We start from the raw sequence: 25,216 nt of genomic DNA on the forward strand, positions 1-25,216 counted from the left end.
TTTCCTTATTTTTTATATCTTGCCTTCGGTAAGCCTGACAACGCCATCACGTTTATCATTAAACAAACGCCCGGCATAACCGGGCGTTGACTTGGAACTGGCTGGGCTTAGCGACCGCCGATAGGGGGAACGAAGCTGACGCCCATGTCCCACGGCTGCTCAATCCAGGTGTCCTGTGGGATGTCGATCACGTAGTCGTCCACCAGCGGACGGCCCGCCGGCTTGGCGAAGATGGTGACGAAATGCGCTTTCGGGTACATGTCGCGAATCGCTTTTGCGGTGCCGCCGGTATCCACCAGATCGTCCACCACGATGAAGCCTTCACCGTCGCCTTCGGCGCGCTTGAGCACTTTCATTTCGCGCTGGTTGTCATGGTCATAGCTGGAAATGCAGACGGTATCCACATAGCGGATGCCCAGCTCGCGCGCCAGCAGGCCCGCCGGCACCAGGCCGCCGCGGCTGACGGCAATGATGCCGGTCCATTTGTCGGCAGGCAGCAGGCGGTGCGCCAGCTTGCGTGCATGTATTTGCAGCATATCCCAGGTAACAACGTATTTTTCGCTCATAGAATCGTGTCCCAGCCGGTTGGTGAAGCGGCTTACTTTATAGTTCAGGGGAAAAAAGGTTGCGCGAGATTATAGAGACTGGCCGCGTTGAATTCCAGCTGTACCGAGGAAAACCTCGCGATTTCCGCCGGGCGGCTTTTCGGTGATTGATGCTGAAAAAGCGAGCGTTCCCGCCGCGAAGCCGTGTGATCAAGCGCTTAAACCGCACAATACGGGGGGCGCACCGCCGGAAATAAAGTGATATTCTCTGACGATCGTGCCACGACGCACAGATACCCGCTCACCTTAACCGCGCGGCACGCCCGTCCTGTCGGAGCCTGCCGTCACAGGAGACTTATAGTGTCTGAATTGTCTCAGCTTTCGCCACAGCCGCTGTGGGATATTTTCGCCAAGATCTGTTCTATCCCGCACCCTTCTTATCATGAAGAAGCGCTGGCGCAGCACATCCTCACCTGGGCCAAAGAAAAGAATCTGCACGCCGAGCGCGATCGGGTCGGCAATATCCTGCTGCGCAAGCCGGCCACCAAAGGCATGGAAAACCGCAAGCCGGTCGCGCTGCAGGCGCACCTGGACATGGTGCCGCAAAAGAATAACGACACCGTGCACGACTTCGCCAAGGATCCGATCCAGCCTTATATCGCCGGCGAGTGGGTGAAAGCGCGCGGCACCACGCTAGGCGCCGACAACGGCATCGGCATGGCCTCCGCCCTGGCGGTGCTGGCCGACGACAGCGTTGAGCACGGCCCGCTGGAAGTGCTGCTGACCATGACCGAAGAAGCCGGCATGGACGGCGCCTTCGGGCTGCAGCCAAACTGGCTGCAGGCAGACATCCTGATCAATACCGATTCCGAAGAAGAAGGCGAAATCTACATGGGTTGCGCCGGCGGTATCGACTTCATCACCACCCTGCCGCTGCAGCGCGAAGCGGTGCCGGCCGGTTATCAAACCCTGAAGCTGACCCTCAAGGGCCTGAAAGGCGGCCACTCCGGCGCCGAGATCCACGTCGGGCTGGGCAACGCCAACAAACTGCTGGCGCGCTTCCTGTTCGCCCATGCGGCGGCGCTGAACCTGCGCGTGCTGGATCTGAACGGCGGCACCCTGCGCAACGCCATTCCGCGTGAAGCCTCCGCGGTGGTTGCGGTGCCGGCGGAAAAAGCCGACGCGCTGAAAGCGCTGAGCCAGGAGTTCCTGGCGGTGCTGCAGAACGAACTCTCCGCCAAAGAGAAGAACATCACCGTGCTGCTGGAGCCGGCCACCAGCGCTTCGCAGGCGCTGAGCGCCGACAGCCAGCAACGCTTCCTGGCGCTGCTGAACGGCACGCCGAACGGCGTGATCCGCATGAGCGACGCGGTCAAAGGCGTAGTGGAAACCTCGCTGAACGTCGGCGTGGTCACCACCAGCGAAAACGAAGCGGAAATCATCTGCCTGATCCGCTCTCTGATCGACAGCGGCAAAGATTACGTGGTCGAGATGCTGACCGCGCTGGGCCAGCTGGCCGGCGCCAAGGTGGCGCCGAAGGGCGGCTACCCGGGCTGGCAGCCGGACGCCGACTCGCCGGTGATGCACCTGGTGCGCGAGCTGTATCAGGAGCTGTTCAACAAGACGCCGAACATCATGGTGATCCACGCCGGCCTGGAATGCGGTCTGTTCAAAAAGCCGTATCCAAACATGGACATGGTATCGATCGGGCCAACCATCACCGGCCCGCACTCGCCGGATGAGCAGGTGCATATCGAAAGCGTCGGTCTGTACTGGAAGCTGCTGACCTCGCTGCTGAAAGCGATCCCTGAGCGCGCGTAATCTGCGCGCTTAACGCAAAAAGCCGGCTAATCGCCGGCTTTTTTATTCCCAAGGCAGCGCCAGCTGCCGCTCCAGCTGCGGATCGAGCAGCGTCACATGTAGCCCCACCAGCCGCACGCCGCGCCCTTCACGCCGTTCGCGCCACGCCTGCCGCGCCACCGCCAGCAAATCCTGCTGATTCAGCACCGGGAACACGTGCTCCTGGGTGGTTTGCTGAAAATCCTGAAACTTCAGCTTCACGCCCTGTCGGGCGATATGCAGATCCGGCTTCACCTTACGCAGCCGCATCTCCAGCTCGGGGTAGAGTTTGTCGATAATCAGCGTTTCGCAATCTTCCCAGTCGTGAATGTCCTCCGCCAGCGTGCGCTCCACGCCCACCGATTTACGCAGCCGCTCCGCCGAGATTTCACGCCGATCGATGCCCTGACACCGCTCCCACAGCACCCGGCCGAACTTGCCGAAGCGCTTGAGCAGCTGCGCCAAATCGTATTGCTGCACGTCGGCGCAGGTGATAAGCCCCACTTCCTCCAGCCGTTTGGCGGTCACCTTGCCGACGCCGGGGATTTTGCTGAGCGGCAGCTGCTGCAAAAACGCCGGCACCTGCGCCGGGGTGATCACGTATTGCCCATTCGGCTTGTTCATCTCGGAAGCGATTTTGGCGAGAAACTTGATCGGCGCGACGCCGGCCGACGCGGTGAGATTCAGCTCATCGGCGATCGCCTGACGGATCTCCTGAGCGATCAGCGTCGCCGAGCCGTTGCATTGCGGGCTGTCGGTCACGTCGAGATAGGCTTCATCGAGCGACAGCGGCTCGATCAACGGGGTATAGCGGGCGAAGATTTCACGGATATGCAGCGAAGCCTCTTTGTAGGCCGCCATGCGCCCCGGCAGCAGGGTGAGATGCGGACACAGCTTGAGCGCCATCGCCGTAGACATGGCGCTATGCACGCCGTAGCGCCGCGCCGGGTAGTTGGCGGTGCTGATCACCCCGCGCCGATCGGCGCTGCCGCCAATCGCCAGCGGGATATCGCGCAGACTGGGATCGTCGCGCATTTCCACCGCCGCGAAGAAGCAGTCCATATCGACATGAATGATTTTACGCATCGCACCCTCCAGTAACACTGTATAAGTATACAGTCAGATACCGAAAGCTCAAGGCCGCAGGCTTCGATGAAAGCGCCGTTTCCGCCAGATATTTCCGCGTTGTTAAAAAAGCTTAATTTTTCAATAGTATGATTTCCGCCATCCCGTGCGGCTCACCACAACGATAACGACAAGGTACTCTACATGATCAGATTTTCTCATTGGCTGCTGGCTTCCGCGCTGTCGCTGAGCGCGTTGGCGGCCAGCGCCGCCACCGGTCACGCGCCGGCGATCGTCGCCCATCGCGGCGGCACCGCCGATGCGCCGGAAAACACCCGCATCGCCATCGAAACCGCGCTGAAAAACGGTGCCGACGCCATTTGGATCACCCTGCAAGAATCCAAAGACGGCGTCATCGTGCTGTATCGCCCCTCGGATCTGAAGGCGCTGACCAACCGGCAGGGCCCGGTCTCTGCCTATACCGCCGCGCAATTGGCCGAGACCGATGCCGGCTGGGCGTTCGCCAAAGGCGATGCGCATCCGTTCCGCGGCCAGGGCATCGGCATTCCGCGGCTGGACGAGGTGCTAAAGGCGTTTCCGCACGTCACCTTCTATCTGGACATCAAATCCCCGGACGCCGATCCGGCGCAGTTTGGCCAGGCGCTGCTGGCGACGCTGGAAAGCACCGACAGCCTGAACCGCACCCGCGTTTACTCTACCGATGCCAAATACCTGCAGGCGCTGCCGCCGGCCGTCCCGCGCTTTGAAAGCCGCGACGAGACCCGCACGCTGCTGGCCAACGTCACCATGGCGCACCAGTGCGATGTCAAACCGGACAACCGACAGCCGCGCTGGTATGGGCTGGAGCTGAAGCGCGAGGTGGAAGTGGTAGAGAAGTACACCCTCGGCGAAGGGCGCTCGAAGGCGTTTCTGACCTGGGATAAAGAGTCGATGGATTGTTTCCGCTCGCAGGGCCCGGCGCACATCATTCTGTTCGGCGTCAACACACCGCAGGAGTATCAGCAGGCGCTGGCGCTGGGCGCCGACGGCGTGATGGTCAACTCGCCGGCCGAGGCGAATAGCTTCCGCAAGGCGAAATAAATAACCGGCTACGGCATAAGGCGGTTCGACATCCCACCTTATGCCCTTATGGCTTTCAACATCCGTTAGTGAGCAGGAACTACCTGGATGATGCCATTTTCATTGCGAACACTAAACCCAGCGCCGAATAGCCGGGCGGCAGGCTCAAGACCTTTATTTCGTTTATCCGGCGACAACAGCGTCACCGATACCCCATAAGACTTCCCGTCTTCGAATTTATAATTATCGTCGGGAATACACGTAGCTGCGGTGACCGCAGGCATCTCGTTATCCGTGAAGTGCTTGCCGAAGATAGCGTTGGCGTTGCCGATTTCTTCGATAATAACGCCGGCCAACCGCTCGTCCCCTTCAGGTTGAACCCGCACACAGACGTGGTTATCAACGACAGTGGCGTTGGCCAAGTAGTTTTTTGGCCTCGGATCGTTCATGTGCATGCAGCCGGCGAGCAGCAAAGCCAGAGTTCCAACCAAAATAATGCGGTTCATCCTGTTACCTCTGCTTAAGAAACTGAGAAAGCGTATATTCGTATTTTCTGGCGATCGTTTTATCCGTTACTCCCTGAAAATTCACGCCATTGTTAATCGCGCCCAGCCAGATAGTGTAACCATACTTCTTCAGGAACCAATAATCAGCGATGATAGAAGCTTGCTGTTCCATAGAGTAGTTATGCAACAGCTGTTTACCATCGAGTCGATATTTGTATTCAGCAGCCCAACTCAATAACCCTCGGGTTCTCACCCACATGCCTTTTTGGTGCTGCCAGACATGGCTCATTTCGTGGATAAATACATGCTGGAAACCTGCAGCGGCCGTGGAAAAATCAGCCTTATATAAGGCTTGTCTAAACCAGACTTCTCCGTTGGGTGCCATCGCCGTTCTGTTGGCTTGCAGCCCAAACGGCAGATAGCTATCGCAGTGAACAAACACTTTTTCATAGAAAACTGACCTGCCAAACACGGAACGGGCCAAATTAATTTCACCCACCGTTAACCCCCGTTTTATCCCTTCTTGTTGTTGTCCCATCCTAGAACTCCCTAAATCCAAAAGAAACCTAATGAGACGACATTTTAACCAATCAAGTCAACGAGCTAACCAACTGAGAAACAACAGAAAAATCCGGATGTTTTTAAAATGAGAGCTGTATCAACCTTAAGACCTAAAGCTTGATAAGAACAAAATAGAGGATGTACATTTTTCCTATCAAATAAAAAACCCGGCCAAGGCCGGGTTTTCGCTTCGCTACAGAATGCGGTGCTTGTCCAACTGCTCGCGCCGCTGCGCCGCTTTGGCTTCGCGTTTTTTGCGCGCATCGCACGGCTCCGGGCAGTCGCAGACTTTCTCCATGCCCAGCGCGGTGATGCCGCCGCAGCTGCCCTGCAGGCTTTTGCGTTTGAACACATAGCCCAGCGACATGCCGCCGACGATCAGCAGAAACAACACGAAGGTAGCGGCGAATACCGTCAACATAGCAACCTCACGAACGCTTTTTCAGATAGGGCTTGAACGCGTCTGAATAACGCTCCTCAAAGCCGTCGGCGGTTTTCACGATCATGAACACCGGAATGCCGAGCAGGTTGGCCAGCGCCATGCCGCGCTCCGGCCCCATCACGTTCAGGCCGGTGGACAGGCCGTCGGCGGTCATGCAGGTCGGGCTCAGCACGGTGATCGACACCAGCCGATGATGGATCGGGCGCCCGGTGATCGGATCGATGGTGTGCGAATAGCGCACCCCGTCCTGCTCGAAGTAGTTGCGATAGTCACCCGAGGTGGCGATCGACATCTCCCCCGGTTGGATCACCAGCTGCGCCTGCTGCTGCGCGCCGGTGGTCGGGCGCTCGATGGCGATGCGCCACGGCTTTTGCTCGCCGTTATGTCCGCGCGTGCGCACCTCGCCGCCGATATCCACCATGTAGTCTTTCACGTGTTGCGATTGCAGATACTCCGCCACCACGTCCACGCCATACCCTTTGGCGATCGACGACAGATCGACGTACAGCTCGGGGATGCTTTTCACCAGCGCGCTGCCCTGCACCGACAGCTTGTCGGCGCCGGTCCAGGCGCGGCGGTGCTCCAGTTCCGCCTCGCTCGGCACTTTGTCCGGTCGCCCTTCCGGGCCGAAACCCCATAGGTTGACCAGCGGCCCGACGGTCACGTCCAGCGCGCCATCGGTGACGCGGTTGATGCGCAGCGCTTCGCGCACCACTTCGGCGGTGGCCGGCGAAACCGGGAACGGCCGGTCAATGTCGCGGCTGGCGTTGAAGCGGCTTAGCTCGGAATCCGGCCGGTAGGTGGACATCTGATCGTTCACCTGTTCCAGCCGTTTGTCGATCTCCGCCTGCATCTCGCGCGCCGACGGCGTATCGTCGCCGGTCACGTAACGGATCGAATACGAGGTGCCCATGGTTTTACCCGTCAGATCCACCTGTTCCGGCCCGCAGCCGGTCAGCAGCAGGGTGGCGCTCAGCGCCACGCCCGTCAGCCAGTTCTTCGTCGCCAATGCGCGCAATTTAGCCACCAAAGTCATCCAGCATGATATTTTCGTCTTCGACACCCAGATCTTTGAGCATCTTGATCACCGCGGCGTTCATCATCGGCGGCCCGCACATGTAAAACTCGCAGTCTTCCGGCGCCGGGTGGTTTTTCAGGTAGTTCTCCAGCAGAACATTATGGATAAAGCCGGTGTAGCCGGTCCAGTTATCTTCCGGCTGCGGATCCGACAGCGCCACGTGCCAGGTGAAGTTTTCGTTCTCCGCCTGCAGCTGGTTGAAGTCGTCTTCATAGAACATCTCGCGCAGCGAACGCGCGCCGTACCAGAAAGTGATCTTGCGCTTCGAGTTCAGACGCTTGAGCTGATCGAAGATGTGCGAGCGCATCGGCGCCATGCCCGCGCCGCCGCCGATAAAGATCATTTCGGCGTCGGTGTCCTTGGCGAAGAACTCGCCGAACGGCCCGGAGATGGTCACCTTGTCGCCCGGCTTCAGCGACCAGATATAGGAAGACATGATGCCCGGCGGCACGTCCGGATTGTTCGGCGGCGGCGTGGCGATACGCACGTTGAGCATGATGATGCCCTTCTCTTCCGGGTAGTTGGCCATCGAGTAGGCGCGCACCGTGGTGTCGTTCACCGTCGAACGGTAGCGGAACAGGTTGAACTTGTCCCAGTCGCCGCGATACTCCTGCGGCACGTCGAAGTCGGCGTAACTGATGTCGTGCGCCGGCGCTTCGATCTGGATGAAACCGCCCGCGCGGAACGGCACGTCTTCGCCATCGGGGATCTTCAGCTTCAGCTCTTTGATAAAGGTGGCTTTGTTATCGTTGGAGATAACCTCGCACTCCCATTTCTTCACGCCGAAGATCTCTTCCGGCAGCTCGATCTTCAGGTTCTGCTTCACGTTCACCTGGCACGCCAGGCGGCAACCCTCTTTCGCTTCGCGCTTGTTGATGTGCGAGAGCTCGGTCGGCAGGATATCGCCGCCGCCCTCTTTGATCACCACCCGGCACTGGCCGCAGGAACCGCCGCCGCCACAGGCCGAGGAGACGAAAATCCCCTGGCTGGAGAGCATGTTGAGCAGCTTGTCGCCCGCCGGCGCATGGAAGCTCTTATCCAGATCGCCGTTGATTTCCACCGCGATGTCGCCGGTATTCACCAGCTTCGACTTGGCGAACAGGATCAGCAACACCAGCACCATCACGATGGCGGTGAACATTGCTACGCCTAAAATAATTTCCATAAATTCTTCCCGCCTTTACAACTGAACACCGGAGAAGGACATGAAGCCCAGCGCCATCAGTCCGGTGGTGATAAAGGTAATGCCCAGGCCGCGCAGCCCTGCCGGCACGTTGGCATACTTGAGTTTTTCGCGGATCCCCGCCATGGCGACGATCGCCAGCATCCAGCCGGTGCCGGAACCAAAGCCGTACACCACCGATTCGACGAAGTTGTAGTCGCGCTGCACCATGAAGGACACGCCGCCGAAGATGGCGCAGTTCACGGTGATGAGCGGCAGGAAGATGCCGAGCGCGTTATACAGCGACGGGAAGAAACGATCGAGGATCATCTCCAGAATCTGCACCAGCGCCGCAATCACGCCGATGAAGGTGATGAAGTTGAGGAAGCTCAGATCGACGCCTTCCACCAGCGCGCCGTCGCGCAGGATCAGGTTGTAGACCAGGTTATTCACCGGCACCGAAATGCCGAGCACGATGGTCACCGCGATGCCCAGGCCAAAGGCGGTCGAGACCTTCTTCGACACCGCCAGGAAGGTGCACATCCCGAGGAAGAACGCCAGCGCCATGTTCTCAACGAACACCGCGCGCACAAACAGGCTGATATAGTGTTCCATCGGCCTTTACTCCTTTTCGATCTGCGCCGGCTTCAGGGTGCGCAGCACCCAGATCAGCAGGCCGATGATGAAGAACGCGCTCGGCGCCAGCAGGAACAGGCCGTTCGGCTGATACCAGCCGCCGTTCTGCACCGTTTCCAGCACCGGCACGCCGAACAGCTTGCCGGAGCCGATCAGCTCGCGCAGGAAACCGACCAGCACCAGGATCACCCCGTAACCCAGCCCGTTGCCGATGCCGTCCATAAAGCTCTCGATCGGCGGCGACTTCATGGCGTAGGCCTCGGCGCGCCCCATCACGATGCAGTTGGTGATGATCAGGCCGACGAACACCGACAGCTGCTTGGAGATCTCAAACGCATAGGCGCGCAGCAGCTGATCGACCACGATCACCAGCGAGGCGATGATCGCCATCTGCACGATGATGCGCACGCTGTTGGGAATATGATGACGGATCAGCGAGATGAAGAAGCTGGAGAACGCGGTCACCAGCGTCACCGCAATGGTCATCACCACCGCCGTCTCCAGCTTGGTGGTCACCGCCAGCGCCGAACAGACGCCCAGCACCTGCAGGGCGATCGGGTTATTGTCGAACAGCGGCCCCAGCAGGACCCGCTTTATCTCTTTGGAATCAGCCATTTTTCAGCGCTCCTTCACGAACTTTTTTCAGGAACGGGCCGAAGCCGTGCTCGCCCAACCAGAAATCAAACGTATGCTGTACGCCGTTGGAGGTCAGCGTGGCGCCGGACAGGCCGTCCACACCATGCACATCCCCCTGACGCGCGCCGCCTTTCACCACGCGGATCGCCGGCTGGCCATTGTCGTCGAACAGCTGCTTGCCGACCCACTGCTGGCGCCAGGACGGGTTCTCGACCTCCCCGCCCAGCCCCGGGGTTTCCCCCTGGTCGTAGTAGGTGATGCCCTTGACCGTGTTGCCGTCATTATCCAGCGCCACGAAGGCGTACATCATCGACCACAGACCGGTGCCGTATACCGGCAGCACAATCTTGTTCACCTGGCCGCTTTCATCGCGCACCAGGTAGATTTCCGCCAGGTTGCTGCGGCGCTTGATGCCGGCCGGATCGTCGCCCGCCGCCAGCGCCACGCTTTTGGCGTCGTCGCGCAGCGCGGCGCCCAGATCGAACGCCGCCGCCTTGCCGGCGACAAACTCGCCGCTGTTCAGATCCACCAGGCGCGGTTCGATGCGCTCGCTGTACAGGCGCTTGACCTGCTCGCTCTCCATTTTCGGCTGCAACAGGCCGGCTACGTCGAGAATATTGCGCTGCTTGTCGAGCAGCTTTTGCTCCTGCTGTTTGGACTTCAGGCCGACGGCGGAGCCCGCCACCACCACTGAACACACCAGACACAGCAGCAGCACTACCAGCAGCGTTTTACCGATGCCGTCGTTTTTCGCTTCATTCGCCACGGGCTTTTCTCCGCTTGATGTTGGCCTGCACCACCAGATAATCGAACAGCGGCGCGAACAGGTTGGCGAACAGGATCGCCAGCATCATGCCTTCCGGATAGGCGGGGTTGACTACCCTAATCAGCACGCACATCACGCCAATCAGAATGCCGTACCACCATTTCCCCTTATTGGTGAAGGAGGCGGAAACCGGGTCGGTCGCCATAAAGATCATGCCGAAGGCGAAGCCGCCCAGCACCAGATGCCAGTACCACGGCATGGCGAACATCGGGTTGGTGTCCGAACCGATGGCGTTGAACAACAGGGCGGAAGCCACCATGCCGAGCATTACGCCGGCGACGATGCGCCAGGAGGCCACGCGGCCGAACAGGATAATCGCCCCGCCGATCAGGATCATCAGCGTGGACACCTCACCGATCGAGCCGGGAATGTTGCCGAGGAAAGCGTCCAGCCAGCTGATGGACTGGCCGGTGGCCACGTTGCTCAGGCTGTGCGCCCCGCCCGCGCTCCACTGCGCCAGCGGCGTCGCGCCGGAGAAACCGTCCGCGGAGGTCCACACCAAATCGCCGGAGATCTGCGCCGGATAGGCGAAGAACAGGAAGGCGCGGCCGGCCAGCGCCGGGTTGAGGAAGTTGCGCCCGGTGCCGCCGAAGATCTCTTTGGCCACCACCACGCCGAAGGTGATGCCCAGCGCGGCCTGCCACAGCGGCAGGGTCGGCGGCACGATCAGCGCGAACAGGATGGACGTGACGAAGAAGCCTTCGTTGACCTCATGCTTGCGGATAATGGCGAACAGCACTTCCCAGAAGCCGCCGACGACGAATACCACGGCGTAGATCGGCAGGAAGTAACAGGCGCCCAGCACCATCTTGCTGACCCAGCCGGCGTCGGCCGCCAGCGAGGCGCCGAGCCACTGCGCCAGGCGATAATGCCAGTCGCCCGCCAGCACCTGTTGCAGCGCGTCGCCGCTGTACAGATGGTGCAGCGCCGGGATTGCCTGCTGGCCGACGTTGTACATGCCCCAGAACATCGCCGGGAACACCGCCAGCCACACCAGGATCATCATGCGTTTCAAATCGATGGCGTCGCGCACGTGCGAAGCGCCGCGCGTCACCGTGCCGGGGGTGTAAAACACCGTGGTGGTCGCTTCATACAGCGGGTACCACTTTTCCAGTTTGCCGCCCGGCGTGAAGTGATGCTCTATCTTCTCGAAATAATTCTTCAGGCCCATCGGTTATCCTTCCTGCTCAATCTTGGTCAGCACCTCGCGCAGCACCGGCGCGTACTCATACTTGCCGGGGCAAACGAAGGTGCACAGCGCCAGATCTTCCTCATCCAGTTCCAGGCAGCCCAGCGCTTGCGCGCTGTCGCTGTCGCCCGCCAGCAAATCGCGCAGCAGCAGCGTCGGCAAAATATCCAGCGGCATCACCCGCTCATAGTTGCCGATCGGCACCATGGCGCGCTCGCCGCCGTTAGTGGTGGTTGAGAAAGCGAACAGTTTGTTCTTCAGGAAGTGGCCCAGCGTGGTGCGGGTAATGGAGAATTTGTTCGGTGAGGGCACGATCCAACCGAACAGCTCTTTGTCGCGCCCTTCCTCCAACACCGACACCTGCGAGTGGAAGCGGCCGAGCCAGGCGTTCGGCCCGGCGGCGTGCATGCCGTTCAGCACCGAACCGGAGATCACCCGATTCTCGCCGCCTTTCAGGCGGCCGGCGGTCAGCTCATCGAGGCTGGCCCCCAGGCGGGTGCGCAGTAGCGCCGGCTGCGCCACCTGCGGCCCGGCCAGCGCCACCACACGGCGGGTATCGAGCTTGCCGGTGGTGAACAGCGTGCCGATGGCGATGACATCCTGGTAACCGATGTGCCAAACGATTTTCTTCAGGCTGACCGGTTCAAGGAAATGAATGTGGGTGCCCGCCAGCCCGGCGGGATGCGGGCCGGCGAATTCGCTGTAGGCGATCTGCGAGCCGCTTTGCTGCCCAACCGAGGCGCCGGCGGCGTGGCATACGTGTACCTTGCCCGCCGTCAGGCGCGCCAACACCACCAGCCCGGCGTTAAACGCCGCCTGCTGTTCGGCGATGATCACCTGCGGGTCGGCGGCCAACGGCTGGGTATCCATCGCGGTGACGAAAATGGCGCGCGGCTCGCTGCCGGGGCTCGGCGTTTTGCTGAACGGACGGGTGCGCAGCGCGGTCCACAGGCCGCTGGCGATCAGTTCGCTTTCGACCTGTTCACGCGGCAGCTGGCTCAGTTCACCCAGCGGATAGTGCGCAAACTCAAGCTGATCGTCGCCGCCGTTTTCCAGCGCAATCACCACCGATTGCAATACGCGCCGCTCGCCGCGGTTAATCGCGGCGATGCGGCCGCTGGCGGGTGCCGTGAAGAAAACCCCGGGGTTTTTCTTATCTTCGAACAACGCCTGGCCTTTCTTAACGGTATCGCCTTCCTGCACCAGCATGGAGGGGCGCATTCCGACATACTCTTCCCCAAGCAGGGCGACATGCTGAATGTTCGGGCCATCTTGGATCGCCTGAACCGGAACCCCGGCTATCGGCAGATCTAACCCTTTTCTGATCTTAATCATAGGATTTATACGATGTAGTTTGGTTTACACGTCTGCCCGGCCCCAGAGGCGGGTGCGGACGATGCCAGGATTGCCGGGCAGTGCGCACGACGGCACGCCCAACATGAACTTTCTCGCAGTGAATATATGGGGTAACGCGCATTCCCTTGATTCCCCCCTCTCCGTTATTTGCGTGACAATCGATGTGTTAACGGCCTGTAGCCAAATAACCACCGAAACGGCCGGGTTATATGCCATAACCCCCGCCGCTTCAATCGCCACCGCGCGTTAAATTGAAGAGAGAATATTAACATTGTTCGCAACATTGTTCTGCGTTCCGTCGTGACTTGGGTCAAGCAAACGCAATTAAATTTCGCCTGTTTTTCACTACTTATCGTTAAAATCTGCCGGTCATTTCACTTTTATCGAGCTTTGTCGTTTTTTTATACATATCACGTATTGCTAAAAATAAACGCGCTGGTAATCTGGCGGTGTTTTGCAGCAGTAAAAACAATAATCAGTGGCATGCTGGCCAGGTTGATTACGCCGGCAGATAAATATAAGCAGGAATTATAATGAGCAAAATCGCGCTGTTGTTTGCGATGCTTGTTTCTATGCCGATGATCACGGCCTGCAGCGCCAGCGAGCAGGTACCCGAAGCGCCGGTAGTTAAACAGCAATTATTGGGTTCGCCGGTCTATATTCAGATCTTCAAAGAGGAACGCAAGCTGGAATTGTATGCCAGAATGGGCAATGAATTCCGCCTGGTCAACACGTTCCCGATCTGTAATTTCTCCGGCGGGCTGGGTCCTAAACGTCGTGAAGGCGACTTTAAAAGTCCTGAAGGCTTTTATAGCGTTGACGCGCGCCATCTGAAACCCGACAGCAAGTATTATCGGGCGATCAATATCGGTTTCCCTAACGATTACGATAAGTCGCAGGGCTATTCCGGCGCTTATCTGATGATCCACGGCGAATGTAAATCGATCGGCTGTTACGCGATGACCAACACCTATATGGATGAGATCTATCGCTACGTCGAAGCCGCCTTCGCCTATGGCCAAAGCCGCGTCGACATCAGCATCTACCCGTTCCGCATGACCGAACAGAACCTGAAACGCCATGCGTCATCCAGCTATATCGCCTTCTGGCGCCAGCTGAAGCCGGGCTATGATTACTTCGCGAAGAACCGCCAACCGCCGACAATGGGCGTGGTCAATGGCCAGTACGTCTTGGGTCAACCGCTGATGAGCAGCGGCGGCATGATGACGCAGTACGCGTCAGCCAGCCCGACGCCCAACACCAACCCCTTCGCTCAGAACAAGCCGCTCACCGAAGTGAAATAACGCGAACTCGCCTGGCTCAATCTTGTGCCAGGTTTCGTTAGCGGTCAGCGGTTGGGTGGCGATCACCGTGACCACATCGTTCGGTGTGGTCTGTTGCTGAAAATCAATCTCCACGTCCTGATCGAGCAGCGTCGCCTTGCCGAACGGCGCGCGGCGCGTGATCCAATACAGGTTGGTGGAGCAATACGCCATCACGAAGCGCCCGTCCGACAACAGCATATTGAATACCCCTTTCTTGCGCAGTTGGCTCGCCAACAGGCCAATGTAGCGGAATACCGCCGGCCACTGGCTTGGGGTGCGCGGATATTTCAGCGCCAGCTGGTGCAGCAGCCAGCAGAAGGCATATTCGCTGTCAGTCTGGCCGACCGGGCGGAACGTGCCGGTATCCAACTGACGATAGCCTTTCAATTGGCCGTTGTGCGCGTAGGTCCAGTTGCGGCCCCACAGTTCGCGGGTGAACGGATGGGTGTTTTCCAACGCCACTTCGCCGCGGTTGGCCTGGCGAATATGGGACACCACCGCGCAAGACTTGATCGGGTAGTCCTGCACCAGGCGGGCGATCGGCGAGTTGAAGCTCGGCTGCGGATCCTTGAATGTGCGGCAGCCGTTCCCTTCATAGAAGGTAATGCCCCAGCCATCCTTATGCGGCCCGGTGCGGCCGCCGCGCTGTACCAGGCCGGTAAAGCTGAAGCAGATATCGGTCGGTACGTTTGCGCTCATCCCGAGCAGTTCACACATCGCCAGCACTCCTTAACCACACTGACACAGACTGTGCGGGCACGGCATACATGCGGCGCCCGCCGTCTTATTCATGGGGAGCCGCAGCTCCCCGAAGGCTATTAAGCCTTAACCATCTCTTTTTCGATCAGCTGAATCAAGATGTGAATCGCTTTGATGTGGATTTCCTGAATGCGGTCGGCGTAGCCGAAGTGCGGCACGCGAATTTCCACATCGGCGGAACCCGCCATCTTGCCGCCGTCCTTGCCGGTCAGGGTGATCACTTTCATCCCCTTGGCACGCGCCGCATCGATAGCCTTGATGATGTTGCCGGAGTTGCCGGAGGTGGAAATGCCCAGCAGCACGTCGCCTTCGCGGCCCACCGCTTCCACATAGCGCGAGAACACATACTCATAGCCGAAGTCGTTGCTGACGCAGGACAGGTGGCTCACGTCCGAGATGGCAATCGCCGGGTAGCCCGGGCGGTTTTCGCGGTAGCGGCCGGTCAGCTCTTCGGCGAAATGCATCGCGTCGCAATGGGAACCGCCGTTGCCGCAGGAAATCACTTTACCGCCGGCTTTGAAGGAATCCGCCAGCAGCACCGCCGCGCGTTGGATGGCGTCGATGTTGGCGTCGTCATTGATAAATTTCGCCAGGGTATCAGCCGCTTCGTTCAGTTCACTGCGAATAAGGTCGTGGTACATGAGGAACCTCTTGTTATCGTCAAATCTTCCGCTCCGCAGTGTACCGGATCGCGGAAACAGCGAGAAGCATTCTCGGCCAAACAGCGCGCCGGTTAAGGAAGCGGAGAGGTTTTTGATGATTGGTGCTGTCAGTTTGTGACCTGAGTTGTAATTAAACTGTAAACGCATTGATAAAAATTCTGCCTTGTACTAAAACCTATTACATACACACAACAGGTCAGACCTCTTACTACTTCGGAGCTTCTTATGATAGTTCTTAGTATCGTCGTTTTCCTGGCTCTCCTCGGCGTGGTGTTCTACCACCGAGTGAACCTTACCCTCAGCAGCCTGATCCTGGTGGCGTACACCGCCGTCATGGGCGCTATCGGCCTGTGGAGCTTCTGGCTGTTGCTGCCGCTGGCGATCGTGCTGCTGCCGCTGAACCTTTCCTCTGTGCGCCGTTCCCTGCTCTCCGCGCCGGCGCTGCGCGCCTTCCGCAAGGTGATGCCGCCGATGTCCACCACCGAGAAGGAAGCGATCGACGCCGGCACCACTTGGTGGGAAGGCGATCTGTTCCGCGGTGCGCCGGATTGGAACAAGCTGCACAGCTACCCGAAACCGCGCCTGACGGAAGAAGAGCAGGCGTTTATCGACGGCCCGGTGGAAGAAGCCTGCCGCATGGCCAACGACTTCCAGATCACCCACGAACTGGCCGATCTGCCGCCAGAACTCTGGGCGTACCTGAAAGAACACCGTTTCTTCGCGATGATCATCAAGAAAGAGTACGGCGGTCTGGAATTCTCCCCTTACGCTCAGGCGATGGTGCTGCAAAAACTGGCCGGCGTTTCCGGCATCCTGGCGATCACCGTCGGCGTGCCGAACTCCCTCGGCCCGGGCGAACTGCTGCAGCACTACGGCACCGAAGAACAGAAAAACCACTATCTGCCGGGCCTGGCGCGCGGCGACGAAATCCCATGCTTCGCGCTGACCAGCCCGGAAGCGGGTTCCGATGCCGGCGCGATCCCGGACGTCGGCACCGTGTGCATGGGCGAATGGCAAGGCAAGCAGGTGCTGGGCATGCGCCTGACCTGGAACAAGCGCTACATCACGTTGGCGCCGGTCGCCACCGTACTGGGCCTGGCGTTCAAACTGCATGACCCGAACCGCCTGCTGAGCGACAACGAATCCCCGGGCATCACCTGTGCGCTGATCCCGACCAGCACCCCGGGCGTGGAAATCGGCAACCGCCACTTTCCGCTGAACGTGCCGTTCCAGAACGGCCCGACCCGCGGCACCGACGTGTTCGTGCCGATCGATTACATCATCGGCGGGCCGAAAATGGCCGGCCAGGGCTGGCGCATGCTGGTTGAGTGCCTGTCGGTCGGTCGCGGCATCACCCTGCCGTCCAACTCTACCGGCAGCCTGAAATCCATCGCCCTGGCGACCGGCGCCTACGCGCACATTCGCCGTCAGTTCAAGATCTCCATCGGCAAGATGGAAGGGATCGAGGAACCGTTGGCGCGCATCGCCGGCAACACCTATGTGATGGACGCCGCCGCTTCGCTGATCACCTATGCGCTGGTGCAGGGCGAGAAGCCGGCCGTGCTGTCGGCCATCGTCAAATACCACTGCACGCACCGCGGCCAGCAGTCGATCGTTGACGCCATGGATATCGCCGGCGGTAAAGGCATCATGCTGGGCGAATCCAACTTCCTGGCTCGCGCTTATCAGGGGGCACCGATCGCCATCACGGTGGAAGGCGCGAACATCCTGACCCGCACCATGATGATCTTCGGTCAGGGCGCGATCCGCTGCCATCCTTATGTGCTGGATGAAATGGCGGCGGCGCAGAACAACGATCTGAACGCCTTCGATAAATCGCTGTTCGGCCACCTGGGTCACGTCGGCAGCAACAAGGTACGCAGCTTCTGGCTGGGCCTGACCAACGGCCGCACCAGCGCCACGCCAACCAAGGACGCGACCCGTCGTTACTATCAGCAGCTGAACCGCCTGAGCGCCAACCTGGCGCTGCTGTCGGACGTTTCCATGGGCGTGCTGGGCGGCAGCCTGAAGCGCCGTGAGCGCATCTCCGCTCGCCTGGGGGATATCCTCAGCCAGATGTATTTGGCTTCCGCCGTGCTGAAACGCTTTGACGACGAAGGCCGTCAGAAAGAAGATCTGCCGCTGGTGCATTGGGGCGTGCAAGACAGCCTGCATAAAGCCGAACAGGCGCTGGATGATCTGCTGCGCAACTTCCCGAACCGCTTTATCGCCGGCGCGCTGCGCTTCGTGGTCTTCCCGTTCGGCCGCGTGCATACTGCGCCGTCCGATCGCCTGGATCATCAGTTGGCCAAGATCCTGCAGGTGCCTTCCGCCACCCGCAGCCGTCTGGGGCGCGGCCAGTACCTGACGCCGAGCGAGCATAACCCAATCGGCCTGCTGGAAGCGGCGCTGGCCGACGTGATGGCCGCCGAGCCGATTCACGAACGTCTGTGCAAGGCGGCCGGCAAAAACCTGCCGTTCACCCGTCTGGATCGTTTGGCGGAGCGCGCGCTGGAAGAAGGCAAGATCAGCGCCGACGAAGCGAAGATCCTGGTGAAAGCCGAAGAGAGCCGCCTGCGCTCCATCAACGTGGACGACTTTGCGCCGGATGCGCTGGCGGCCGCCAAGCCGGAAAAGCCGGCGGCGCAGTCTAAGCGCCAGCAGCAGACCGAAGCGGCTTAACGCCAATTCCCACTCCACGCATCCAAGGGGCGATCATCATCGCCCCTTTTTTCTTTTGCTTTCAGGACAAACTGCGCACCACGCCGCAGGTTGGCGCAACGGCGGATTTCACAGGAAGGAAGTTCGGGTAGACTGCGCGGCGGGTGCTCTGGATCTTTCTGTCCGGAGCCTTGGCAAAGGAGAGAAAGAGAAAGGCCCCGAGTCGATATTATCAACCCGAGGCCACTCTGATGCCTAGCAACATCAGGTTAGCCTCTTACCCGCCGCAAGGCAAGGATAGGGAGGTCAAAAATGCAGCAAAAACGGGTCGTACTTAAACTGGTGATCGTCTGTATGACGCTGCTCGCGTTCATCTGGCTAACCCGCGGTTCGCTGTGCGAACTGCGCATCAGGTTGGGAGACTCGGAGGTTGCGGCCACTTTGGCTTACGAATCCGGACGGTAAGGCAACCCAACGGCGGGGTTCGCCCCGCCCGTTGGCTGATGGTGTCAGGCAGGATCCACGAGCACCCGCCTTTTCAGCCCTGCTGACGAATGCGCGCCAACAGCGCGTCGATATGCTCGATCTGCGGCGCATTGACGATCAGCGTGCGCCCCAATCCCAGGGCGTGACGCTGACAGTCGAGGCGCATGTCGGCGTCGGCGATGCTGTCCAGATCGGCGACGTGCGCCAGGCCGATGGTGCGCCGAATCAGTTCGGTGCCGCAGTATCCTATCGCGTCGCTCCAGACCTGCTGCAGGAACTGCTCGGCGTAACCCGGCGTCGCCAGCGCCGCATCGCGGCTTTGCTGATGGCACAGCGCCAGAAAGCGATCGGCAAAGATCAGCCACAGCTCGCGCACATCCTGCAGCCGCTGCTCGCGCCCGGCGGCGGCGTCGCGCGGCCCGAACAGCCCCGGCTGGCCGCAATAGTTGAGCAGCAGGTTGCCTAACGCAGTGCCGACATCGAAACCGATCGGGCCGTAGAAACCGAATTCGGCGTCGATCGCTTTCAATCGCCCTTCCGCCACGAAGATCGAACCGCTGTGGATATCCCCGTGCAACAGCGCCTCCGCCTTGCTGAGGAAGCGATGTTTCAGGCCGGCGACCGCCAACTTCAGCGGCGCATCCTCGCGCAGCGCCTGCACCTGCGGCAACAGCGCCGCCTCGAACTGATTGCGCTCATGGTCGATATAGGGATCGGTAAAGAACAGATCTTCGGTGATCTGGCACAGTTCGGGGTTGGTGAAACGGCTGACTTCCGCCTTTTTCTGCTGCGCCGACTGATAAAAATCGGAGGTGTGAAACAGCGTCTGCGCCAGGTATTCCGCCAGTTGCCCGGCCGCCAGCGGATGATAGTTCCCCTGCACCAGTTCACTGCGCCAGATGCGATGATCGGAGAGATCTTCCTGCACCATCACCGCCAACTCGGGATCGTGATGCAAGACTTTTACCGTATGCCGCGGGCAGAAACCGCCGTGGACCAGCAGCGTTTCCGCTTCGATGCGCGCCCGATCCAACGTCAGCGGCCAGGATTCGCCCACGCAGCGCACGTAGGGCAGCGCCTGTTTGACGATCACCCGGCTCACACCTTCACGATCGCGGATCTTGAACACCAGGTTCAGGTTGCCGTCACCGATCTCGTCGGCGCTCACCAGCGCCTGCGGTTCGGCCACCTGCCCGTATTGGCGGGCATATTCAACGGCATCGGCAGCCGTAAACGTACGATAAAGCGACATTCCCCAACCCCTCTGTTCTCTCTCACTGACCCAGCAACTCTGATTATTTAGACGTAAAAGCATTTGGACGTCTATACATCTGGAAGTCATGTTGGCAGAATAGCGTTTCAGATGCAATAACCACGCAACAAGGAATTAACCGCCGATGCAAGCGCTTAACACCACCAGTTTGACCCTGCGAGATAACCGCCTTTGGATCCTCGATCAGCAAGCCCTGCCGCAGGAAAAGCGGTGGCGCGCTTGCGACAGCGTGGAAGAGTTGGTCGGGCACATTCACAGCCTGCGGGTGCGCGGCGCTCCGCTGATCGGGCTGTCCGCCAGCCTGCTGTTGGCGCTGCTCGCGGAACGCGGTCTGCCGCGCGCCGAGCTGGAGCAGGCGCTGCACACGCTGCGCGCCGCCCGCCCGACGGCGGTTAACCTGATGAACAATCTGGATCGCATGAAGTTGGCGCTGGCGGAACCTGACTGGGCGCCGGCGATGGTGGACGAAGCGCTGCGGTTGGTGGAGGAGGATCGCCTGCTGTGCGATCGCATCGCCGATCGCGGCGCAGGGCTGGTCAAGCCCGGCAGCCGCCTGCTGACCCACTGCAATACCGGCGGATTGGCCACCGCCGGCGTCGGCACCGCTATCGGGGTGCTGCTGCGCGCCCACCAGCAGGGCAAGGTGCAACAAGTATGGGTCGATGAAACCCGGCCGCTGCTGCAGGGCGGCCGCCTGACCGCCTGGGAACTGGGCGAGCTGGGCATTCCCTATCGTCTGATCTGCGATTCAATGGCCGCCAGCCTGATGGCGCAAGGCCAGGTCGATGCGGTATGGGTCGGCGCGGATCGCATCGCCGCCAACGGCGACGTCGCCAACAAGATTGGCACCTACAGCCTGGCGGTGCTGGCGCACTATCACGGCATCCCGTTCTACGTGGCCGCCCCGCACACCACCCACGATCCGCACTGTCCGGACGGCGCCGCCATCCCGATCGAGCAACGCGCGGCGGCCGAAGTCACCGGCGTTTCAGGCAGCTTCGGCACCTGCCAGTGGGCGCCGGCCAAGGCACCGGTCTACAATCCGGCGTTCGACGTCACGCCGGCAAAACTCATCAGCGGGTGGGTGTTCGACAGCGGCGTGATCACGCCGCAGCAGGTTGAAGCGGGGATTTTCCGGCGAACACTGGGTTAACGCCCGCCGGTTGACGATCAGTCCAGACGCGGATAGGCATCGGCGATCGTGTCGCCGGTGAAATGCGCCACCCAGCCCTCCGGGTTGTCAAATACCCGGATCGCGGTAAAGTGCGGCGCCGAGCCCATATCGAACCAGTGACGGGTGTTGGCCGGCACTGAGATCAGATCGTTCTTTTCGCACAGGATCTGGAAGATCTTGCCGTCCAGATGCAGGCAAAACAGCCCCGCCCCTTCAACGAAAAAGCGCACTTCATCCTCACCGTGCGTGTGTTCGGACAGGAATTTTTCGCGCAGCGCCTGACGCTGTTCGTGGTCCGGCCGCATGCTGATCACGTCCCAGCTCTGGTAGCCCTTTTCCGCCACCAGCCGGTCGATCTCATGCTGGTAGGCGGCGATCACCGCCTGCGGCTGCGGATTGTCGCCCAGTTCGCGATCCGCCTGCCAACGCTCAAAGCGCACGCCGATCTGCGCCAGCTGCCGCTGGATTTCCTGCGCGTCGCGGCTCTGCCACAGCGGCTGCTGCGGCGCTGTATCACTGAAAATGGTCAATCCACTCATGAGACAAACTCCCCTAAATCGATATGATCAAAACGGCTGACCTGCGGATGCCGGCTCTGTGCATCCGCCTCATCGCGGATCAGCTGGCAGGTATGCCAGCCGGCGGCCTGCGCGGCGTCCAGTTCCTGGTGGATATCGGACAGGAACAACAGTTCGTCGGGCGCGATGCCGATAGCCTGCGCAATGTTGCGGTACGACGCGGTTTCACGCTTGGCGCCGACGTGCGTGTCGAAATAGCCGCTGAACAGCGGCTGCAGATCGCCGGCGCTGCTGTGGCCGAACAGCAGCTTCTGCGCTTCCACCGAACCGGAGGAATAGACGTAAAGCTTCAGCCCCTGACGCTGCCAGGCGGCCAACTGCCCCGCAACCTCCGGGTACAGATGCCCGCGGAAATCCCCTTCGCGATAGCCGCTGCGCCAGATGATGCCCTGCAGCGCCTTGAGCGCGGTGGATTTGCGGTCTTCATCCATAAAGCGGTACAGCGCGGCGATCAGCGCGTCGAGATCCGCCTGCGGCTGGTCAATTTCAGCGCGCAGCGCCGCCAGCGGCGCGGCGACTTCGCTCTCCGTGGCGTGACGGCGTACAAAATCCGCCAGCCGTTCGCGGGCATAGGGAAACAATACCTGGTGCACGAAGCGAATATCGCTGGTGGTGCCTTCAATATCGGTCACGATAGCGCGGATCATTTCGCCTCCAGCAAGCGACGTTGCAGTTCACACTGGAACAGGAATTCCAGCCCTTCGAGATGGCGGCGGGCTTCCGCCACCTGACTTCCCCAGCAATAGAGACCGTGGCCGCGCACCAGAAAACCGTACTGCAGCGGCGTGACCTCGGCATAGGCCGCGACGCGCGACGCCAGCCGGGGAATGTCCTGATCGTTATCGAAAATGGGGATCGCCACGCTGTCCAGGTGGCTGCGCTGACCGGCGAGCGACTTTTGCATTTCGTACCCCTGCAGCACCAACGCATCGCCGCGTTCCACCCGCGACAACACGGTGGCGTTGACGGAATGGGTATGCAACACCGCGCCAAGGTGCGGGTACAAGCGATAGAGCAGCGTATGCAGCCCGGTTTCCGCCGACGGCGTACGGCCGCTCGGCACATGATTGTCGGCGATATCCACCTGCAGAAAATCGGCGGCGCTCAGGCTGCCTTTGTCTTTGCCGGATTCGGTGACCAGGCACTGGCGTTCGTCGAGGCGCAGCGACATGTTGCCGCCGGTCGCCGGACACCAGCCTTTGTCGCCAATCCAGTGGCAGGCCGCCAGTAATGCGGTAAGTTGCGGATTCTCCGTCATTGTTATCGTTTCCCGTTCGGTAAGGCGGCCGGCAGATGAAACGTTGCCTGCCGCGTGGCGGGCTAAGCACTTTTTCGCATTTAGCCATCTAAGCGTCTTGATTGCCAAATACTAGCATCGTGTTATATTGACGGCAATATAAGCGCCTGGAGTATTCACCTGCTATGAGCACTTCCGCATTGATTCCCGAAAGTAAACTGCCTGCCCTGGGCACCACCATCTTCACCCAAATGAGCGCGCTGGCGCAGCAGCATCAGGCGATCAACCTGTCGCAGGGCTTCCCTGATTTCGACGGGCCGGACTACCTGAAAGAACGCCTGGCCTGGCACGTCGCCCAGGGCGCCAACCAATATGCGCCGATGACCGGCGTGGCGGCGCTGCGCGAAGCCATCGCCGACAAAACCGCCGAGCTGTATGGCTGGCAGCCGGACGCCGGCGGCGAAGTGACCGTCACCGCCGGCGCCACCGAAGCGCTGTTCGCCGCCATCACCGCGCTGGTGCGCCCCGGCGATGAGGTGGTCTGTTTCGATCCGAGCTACGACAGCTACGCGCCGGCGGTGACGCTGGCGGGCGGCGTACTCAAACGCCTCGCCCTGCAGCCGCCCGCGTTTGCCGTGGATTGGCAACGGTTCGCCGCCGCGCTGTCGCCGCGCACCCGCCTGGTGATCGTCAACACGCCGCACAACCCGTCCGCCACCGCCTGGCAGGCGGAAGACATGCAACAGCTGTGGCACGCCATCGCCGAACGCGAAATCTACGTGCTCAGCGACGAGGTTTACGAACACATCTGCTTCGCCAAAGGCGGCCACGCCAGCGTGTTGGCCCACCCGCAGCTGCGCCAACGGGCGATCGCGGTCTCCTCTTTCGGAAAAACCTTCCACATGACCGGCTGGAAAGTGGGTTACTGCGTGGCGCCCGCCGCGCTGAGCGCTGAGGTGCGCAAGGTGCATCAATACCTGACCTTTTCGGTCAATACTCCGGCGCAGCTGGCGCTGGCGGATAGCCTGCGCGCCGAGCCGGAGCACTGGCGACAGCTGCCGGCGTTCTATCGCGCCAAGCGAGATCGCTTTGTGCAGGCGCTGACGAGCAGCCGACTGGAAATTTTACCCTGCGCCGGTACATACTTCTTGCTGGCGGACTACAGCGCCATCTCCGATCTGGACGATGTAGCGTTCTGCCATTGGTTAACCGAGCACGTGGGCGTGGCGGCCATTCCGCTGTCGGTCTTCTGTGCCGATCCTTTCCCTCATAAATTGATCCGGCTGTGCTTCGCTAAACAGGACGCCACGCTGGATGCAGCTGCGGAGCGGTTATGTCGACTTTAAAAATTACCCTGTTGCAGCAACCGCTGGTCTGGCGCGACGGCCTCGCTAACCTGGCCGCCTTCGACGCGTTGCTGGCGCCGATCGCCGGGCGTGATCTCATCGTCTTGCCGGAAATGTTCACCACCGGTTTCGCCATGGATGCCGGCGAGAGCGCCCTGCCCGAACAGCAGGTGATCGACTGGCTGCACGGTTGGGCGGTGAAAAGCCATGCGTTAATCGGCGGCAGCGTGGCGCTGAAAACTGACGAGGGCGCGGTCAACCGCTTCCTGCTGGTGGAGCCGGGCGGCCAGGTGCATGCCTATGATAAACGCCATCTGTTCCGCATGGCCGGCGAACACCTGCACTACCAGGCCGGCAACCGGCGTGAAATCTTCGAGTGGCGCGGCTGGCGCATCCTGCCGCAGATCTGCTACGACCTGCGTTTCCCGGTCTGGGCGCGCTATCAGCAGGATTACGATCTGGCGCTGTACGTCGCCAACTGGCCGGCGCCGCGCAGCCGCCATTGGCAAACGCTGCTGGCGGCGCGGGCGATTGAAAATCAGGTGTATGTGGCGGGCTGCAACCGGGTGGGCGACGATGCCAACGGCCTGAACTACAGCGGAGACAGCCTGATCATCAGCCCGCAGGGCGAGATCCTGGCGGATGCCGAGCCCGGCGCAGCCGCGCAGCTGGACGCTGAGCTGTCGCTGGAAACCCTGCAGAGTTACCGCAACGCCTTCCCGGCCTGGCGCGACGCCGACAGCTTTCTGCGTCTCGACTGATTAAACACGCTCCCAGCCGGCGATTGGCACGTC

Annotated in this window: 26 protein-coding genes; 8 read left to right on the top strand and 18 right to left on the bottom strand. The window is 60.6% G+C overall.

Features of this window, described 5'->3' with window-relative positions:
- Positions 1 to 107 precede the first annotated feature (107 nt).
- Complete coding sequence (gene gpt, locus ACMGGK_RS19210; protein ID WP_004930253.1) at positions 108 to 566, bottom strand: xanthine phosphoribosyltransferase; 459 nt, start codon at positions 564 to 566, stop codon at positions 108 to 110.
- Positions 567 to 905: 339 nt separating this feature from the next.
- On the opposite strand from gpt, the gene pepD reads away from it, so the two are divergent.
- Positions 906 to 2,366, top strand: coding sequence for a beta-Ala-His dipeptidase (gene pepD / locus ACMGGK_RS19215; protein ID WP_420277133.1), 1,461 nt, complete (start codon positions 906 to 908; stop codon positions 2,364 to 2,366).
- 42 nt (positions 2,367 to 2,408) lie between these two features.
- Here the strand turns inward: pepD and dinB are convergent, their stop codons facing one another.
- Positions 2,409 to 3,470 (bottom strand): DNA polymerase IV, encoded by a 1,062-nt coding sequence (dinB, locus tag ACMGGK_RS19220; RefSeq protein ID WP_021505001.1) that lies wholly within the window; start codon positions 3,468 to 3,470, stop codon positions 2,409 to 2,411.
- Positions 3,471 to 3,653: 183 nt separating this feature from the next.
- Here dinB and ACMGGK_RS19225 point away from each other — a divergent pair, with 183 nt between their 5' ends.
- On the top strand, positions 3,654 to 4,550 hold the full coding sequence (locus tag ACMGGK_RS19225) for a glycerophosphodiester phosphodiesterase family protein (protein ID WP_176063646.1): 897 nt from the start codon (positions 3,654 to 3,656) through the stop codon (positions 4,548 to 4,550).
- A gap of 65 nt (positions 4,551 to 4,615) precedes the next feature.
- Here the strand turns inward: ACMGGK_RS19225 and ACMGGK_RS19230 are convergent, their stop codons facing one another.
- The 10 genes from ACMGGK_RS19230 to ACMGGK_RS19275 all read right to left on the bottom strand — a co-directional run bounded on the left by ACMGGK_RS19230 (position 4,616) and on the right by ACMGGK_RS19275 (position 12,900).
- Complete coding sequence (locus tag ACMGGK_RS19230) at positions 4,616 to 5,035, bottom strand: putative T6SS immunity periplasmic lipoprotein (protein ID WP_075686141.1); 420 nt, start codon at positions 5,033 to 5,035, stop codon at positions 4,616 to 4,618.
- Between the two features lie 4 nt (positions 5,036 to 5,039).
- Positions 5,040 to 5,573, bottom strand: a complete 534-nt coding sequence (locus ACMGGK_RS19235; protein WP_420277134.1) for a type IV secretion protein Rhs — start codon at positions 5,571 to 5,573, stop codon at positions 5,040 to 5,042.
- Positions 5,574 to 5,789: 216 nt separating this feature from the next.
- Positions 5,790 to 6,017 carry a (Na+)-NQR maturation NqrM gene (gene nqrM, locus ACMGGK_RS19240; RefSeq protein WP_004930244.1) on the bottom strand — a complete coding sequence of 76 codons (228 nt, stop codon included), beginning with the start codon at positions 6,015 to 6,017 and terminating at the stop codon, positions 5,790 to 5,792.
- 7 nt (positions 6,018 to 6,024) lie between these two features.
- Positions 6,025 to 7,074 (bottom strand): FAD:protein FMN transferase, encoded by a 1,050-nt coding sequence (locus ACMGGK_RS19245; protein WP_420277135.1) that lies wholly within the window; start codon positions 7,072 to 7,074, stop codon positions 6,025 to 6,027.
- Complete coding sequence (gene nqrF / locus ACMGGK_RS19250; RefSeq protein WP_028127828.1) at positions 7,058 to 8,281, bottom strand: NADH:ubiquinone reductase (Na(+)-transporting) subunit F; 1,224 nt, start codon at positions 8,279 to 8,281, stop codon at positions 7,058 to 7,060. The genes ACMGGK_RS19245 and nqrF overlap by 17 nt, the downstream gene beginning before the upstream one ends.
- 15 nt (positions 8,282 to 8,296) lie before the next feature.
- Complete coding sequence (gene nqrE / locus ACMGGK_RS19255; protein WP_176063651.1) at positions 8,297 to 8,893, bottom strand: NADH:ubiquinone reductase (Na(+)-transporting) subunit E; 597 nt, start codon at positions 8,891 to 8,893, stop codon at positions 8,297 to 8,299.
- Positions 8,894 to 8,899: 6 nt separating this feature from the next.
- Positions 8,900 to 9,529, bottom strand: coding sequence for an NADH:ubiquinone reductase (Na(+)-transporting) subunit D (locus tag ACMGGK_RS19260; RefSeq protein WP_004930232.1), 630 nt, complete (start codon positions 9,527 to 9,529; stop codon positions 8,900 to 8,902).
- Positions 9,522 to 10,316 carry a Na(+)-translocating NADH-quinone reductase subunit C gene (locus tag ACMGGK_RS19265; RefSeq protein ID WP_016928990.1) on the bottom strand — a complete coding sequence of 265 codons (795 nt, stop codon included), beginning with the start codon at positions 10,314 to 10,316 and terminating at the stop codon, positions 9,522 to 9,524. The genes ACMGGK_RS19260 and ACMGGK_RS19265 overlap by 8 nt, the downstream gene beginning before the upstream one ends.
- On the bottom strand, positions 10,306 to 11,547 hold the full coding sequence (locus ACMGGK_RS19270; RefSeq protein ID WP_016928991.1) for an NADH:ubiquinone reductase (Na(+)-transporting) subunit B: 1,242 nt from the start codon (positions 11,545 to 11,547) through the stop codon (positions 10,306 to 10,308). Before ACMGGK_RS19270 ends, ACMGGK_RS19265 begins: the two co-directional genes overlap by 11 nt.
- A 3-nt stretch (positions 11,548 to 11,550) precedes the next feature.
- Positions 11,551 to 12,900: a Na(+)-translocating NADH-quinone reductase subunit A gene (locus tag ACMGGK_RS19275; RefSeq protein ID WP_028128252.1), complete on the bottom strand. Its 1,350-nt coding sequence runs from the start codon at positions 12,898 to 12,900 to the stop codon at positions 11,551 to 11,553.
- A gap of 554 nt (positions 12,901 to 13,454) precedes the next feature.
- On the opposite strand from ACMGGK_RS19275, the gene dpaA reads away from it, so the two are divergent.
- Positions 13,455 to 14,225 (top strand): peptidoglycan meso-diaminopimelic acid protein amidase, encoded by a 771-nt coding sequence (gene dpaA, locus ACMGGK_RS19280; protein WP_004930225.1) that lies wholly within the window; start codon positions 13,455 to 13,457, stop codon positions 14,223 to 14,225.
- On the opposite strand, the gene ACMGGK_RS19285 is transcribed toward dpaA, so the two are convergent.
- Together ACMGGK_RS19285 and lpcA are read right to left on the bottom strand one after the other, a co-directional pair.
- Positions 14,160 to 14,963 (bottom strand): class II glutamine amidotransferase, encoded by an 804-nt coding sequence (locus ACMGGK_RS19285; RefSeq protein WP_004930222.1) that lies wholly within the window; start codon positions 14,961 to 14,963, stop codon positions 14,160 to 14,162. The two genes, dpaA and ACMGGK_RS19285, sit on opposite strands and share 66 nt — an antisense overlap.
- A 101-nt stretch (positions 14,964 to 15,064) precedes the next feature.
- Positions 15,065 to 15,646, bottom strand: a complete 582-nt coding sequence (lpcA, locus tag ACMGGK_RS19290; protein WP_004930220.1) for a D-sedoheptulose 7-phosphate isomerase — start codon at positions 15,644 to 15,646, stop codon at positions 15,065 to 15,067.
- 246 nt (positions 15,647 to 15,892) lie between these two features.
- Here lpcA and fadE point away from each other — a divergent pair, with 246 nt between their 5' ends.
- Together fadE and ACMGGK_RS19300 are read left to right on the top strand one after the other, a co-directional pair.
- Entirely contained in the window at positions 15,893 to 18,349 is a 2,457-nt protein-coding gene (gene fadE / locus ACMGGK_RS19295) for an acyl-CoA dehydrogenase FadE (protein WP_206195198.1), read from the top strand.
- A 291-nt stretch (positions 18,350 to 18,640) separates the two neighbouring features.
- The gene (locus ACMGGK_RS19300; RefSeq protein ID WP_016928994.1) at positions 18,641 to 18,793 is read left to right on the top strand and encodes a type I toxin-antitoxin system Hok family toxin; all 153 of its coding nucleotides are present in this window, start codon (positions 18,641 to 18,643) and stop codon (positions 18,791 to 18,793) included.
- 73 nt (positions 18,794 to 18,866) lie between these two features.
- On the opposite strand, the gene mtnK is transcribed toward ACMGGK_RS19300, so the two are convergent.
- Positions 18,867 to 20,066, bottom strand: a complete 1,200-nt coding sequence (gene mtnK / locus ACMGGK_RS19305; RefSeq protein ID WP_016928995.1) for an S-methyl-5-thioribose kinase — start codon at positions 20,064 to 20,066, stop codon at positions 18,867 to 18,869.
- A 145-nt stretch (positions 20,067 to 20,211) separates the two neighbouring features.
- On the opposite strand from mtnK, the gene mtnA reads away from it, so the two are divergent.
- A complete protein-coding gene (gene mtnA / locus ACMGGK_RS19310) occupies positions 20,212 to 21,240 on the top strand; it encodes an S-methyl-5-thioribose-1-phosphate isomerase (RefSeq protein ID WP_049299727.1) in 1,029 nt (342 codons plus the stop codon).
- 17 nt (positions 21,241 to 21,257) lie between these two features.
- Here the strand turns inward: mtnA and ACMGGK_RS19315 are convergent, their stop codons facing one another.
- Genes ACMGGK_RS19315 through ACMGGK_RS19325 form a run of 3 tightly spaced genes read right to left on the bottom strand, consistent with a single transcriptional unit; the run spans position 21,258 to position 23,097 of the window.
- Complete coding sequence (locus ACMGGK_RS19315) at positions 21,258 to 21,800, bottom strand: 1,2-dihydroxy-3-keto-5-methylthiopentene dioxygenase (protein WP_028127829.1); 543 nt, start codon at positions 21,798 to 21,800, stop codon at positions 21,258 to 21,260.
- On the bottom strand, positions 21,797 to 22,486 hold the full coding sequence (gene mtnC, locus ACMGGK_RS19320) for an acireductone synthase (RefSeq protein WP_016928998.1): 690 nt from the start codon (positions 22,484 to 22,486) through the stop codon (positions 21,797 to 21,799). Before mtnC ends, ACMGGK_RS19315 begins: the two co-directional genes overlap by 4 nt.
- Positions 22,483 to 23,097: a methylthioribulose 1-phosphate dehydratase gene (locus ACMGGK_RS19325; protein ID WP_016928999.1), complete on the bottom strand. Its 615-nt coding sequence runs from the start codon at positions 23,095 to 23,097 to the stop codon at positions 22,483 to 22,485. Before ACMGGK_RS19325 ends, mtnC begins: the two co-directional genes overlap by 4 nt.
- A gap of 164 nt (positions 23,098 to 23,261) precedes the next feature.
- Between ACMGGK_RS19325 and ACMGGK_RS19330 the strand changes: the two genes are divergently transcribed.
- Together ACMGGK_RS19330 and ACMGGK_RS19335 are read left to right on the top strand one after the other, a co-directional pair.
- On the top strand, positions 23,262 to 24,422 hold the full coding sequence (locus ACMGGK_RS19330; RefSeq protein ID WP_049299728.1) for a pyridoxal phosphate-dependent aminotransferase: 1,161 nt from the start codon (positions 23,262 to 23,264) through the stop codon (positions 24,420 to 24,422).
- Positions 24,410 to 25,183: an amidohydrolase gene (locus tag ACMGGK_RS19335; protein WP_016929001.1), complete on the top strand. Its 774-nt coding sequence runs from the start codon at positions 24,410 to 24,412 to the stop codon at positions 25,181 to 25,183. The genes ACMGGK_RS19330 and ACMGGK_RS19335 overlap by 13 nt, the downstream gene beginning before the upstream one ends.
- The last annotated feature ends 33 nt before the right edge of the window (positions 25,184 to 25,216 follow it).

This window comes from Serratia sp. BNK-33-b (genome assembly GCF_048684565.1).
Classification (GTDB): Bacteria; Pseudomonadota; Gammaproteobacteria; order Enterobacterales; family Enterobacteriaceae; genus Serratia; species Serratia marcescens.

Bases quoted from the DNA above. Each gene is read 5' to 3' on its own strand.
- gpt (WP_004930253.1), bottom strand. From the start codon at position 566: ATGAGCGAAAAATACGTTGTTACCTGGGATATGCTGCAAATACATGCA.
- dinB (WP_021505001.1), bottom strand. From the start codon at position 3,470: ATGCGTAAAATCATTCATGTCGATATGGACTGCTTCTTCGCGGCGGTG.
- ACMGGK_RS19225 (WP_176063646.1), top strand. From the start codon at position 3,654: ATGATCAGATTTTCTCATTGGCTGCTGGCTTCCGCGCTGTCGCTGAGC.
- ACMGGK_RS19230 (WP_075686141.1), bottom strand. From the start codon at position 5,035: ATGAACCGCATTATTTTGGTTGGAACTCTGGCTTTGCTGCTCGCCGGC.
- ACMGGK_RS19235 (WP_420277134.1), bottom strand. From the start codon at position 5,573: ATGGGACAACAACAAGAAGGGATAAAACGGGGGTTAACGGTGGGTGAA.
- nqrM (WP_004930244.1), bottom strand. From the start codon at position 6,017: ATGTTGACGGTATTCGCCGCTACCTTCGTGTTGTTTCTGCTGATCGTC.
- ACMGGK_RS19245 (WP_420277135.1), bottom strand. From the start codon at position 7,074: ATGACTTTGGTGGCTAAATTGCGCGCATTGGCGACGAAGAACTGGCTG.
- nqrF (WP_028127828.1), bottom strand. From the start codon at position 8,281: ATGGAAATTATTTTAGGCGTAGCAATGTTCACCGCCATCGTGATGGTG.
- nqrE (WP_176063651.1), bottom strand. From the start codon at position 8,893: ATGGAACACTATATCAGCCTGTTTGTGCGCGCGGTGTTCGTTGAGAAC.
- ACMGGK_RS19260 (WP_004930232.1), bottom strand. From the start codon at position 9,529: ATGGCTGATTCCAAAGAGATAAAGCGGGTCCTGCTGGGGCCGCTGTTC.
- ACMGGK_RS19270 (WP_016928991.1), bottom strand. From the start codon at position 11,547: ATGGGCCTGAAGAATTATTTCGAGAAGATAGAGCATCACTTCACGCCG.
- ACMGGK_RS19275 (WP_028128252.1), bottom strand. From the start codon at position 12,900: ATGATTAAGATCAGAAAAGGGTTAGATCTGCCGATAGCCGGGGTTCCG.
- dpaA (WP_004930225.1), top strand. From the start codon at position 13,455: ATGAGCAAAATCGCGCTGTTGTTTGCGATGCTTGTTTCTATGCCGATG.
- ACMGGK_RS19285 (WP_004930222.1), bottom strand. From the start codon at position 14,963: ATGTGTGAACTGCTCGGGATGAGCGCAAACGTACCGACCGATATCTGC.
- lpcA (WP_004930220.1), bottom strand. From the start codon at position 15,646: ATGTACCACGACCTTATTCGCAGTGAACTGAACGAAGCGGCTGATACC.
- fadE (WP_206195198.1), top strand. From the start codon at position 15,893: ATGATAGTTCTTAGTATCGTCGTTTTCCTGGCTCTCCTCGGCGTGGTG.
- ACMGGK_RS19300 (WP_016928994.1), top strand. From the start codon at position 18,641: ATGCAGCAAAAACGGGTCGTACTTAAACTGGTGATCGTCTGTATGACG.
- mtnK (WP_016928995.1), bottom strand. From the start codon at position 20,066: ATGTCGCTTTATCGTACGTTTACGGCTGCCGATGCCGTTGAATATGCC.
- mtnA (WP_049299727.1), top strand. From the start codon at position 20,212: ATGCAAGCGCTTAACACCACCAGTTTGACCCTGCGAGATAACCGCCTT.
- ACMGGK_RS19315 (WP_028127829.1), bottom strand. From the start codon at position 21,800: ATGAGTGGATTGACCATTTTCAGTGATACAGCGCCGCAGCAGCCGCTG.
- mtnC (WP_016928998.1), bottom strand. From the start codon at position 22,486: ATGATCCGCGCTATCGTGACCGATATTGAAGGCACCACCAGCGATATT.
- ACMGGK_RS19325 (WP_016928999.1), bottom strand. From the start codon at position 23,097: ATGACGGAGAATCCGCAACTTACCGCATTACTGGCGGCCTGCCACTGG.
- ACMGGK_RS19330 (WP_049299728.1), top strand. From the start codon at position 23,262: ATGAGCACTTCCGCATTGATTCCCGAAAGTAAACTGCCTGCCCTGGGC.
- ACMGGK_RS19335 (WP_016929001.1), top strand. From the start codon at position 24,410: ATGTCGACTTTAAAAATTACCCTGTTGCAGCAACCGCTGGTCTGGCGC.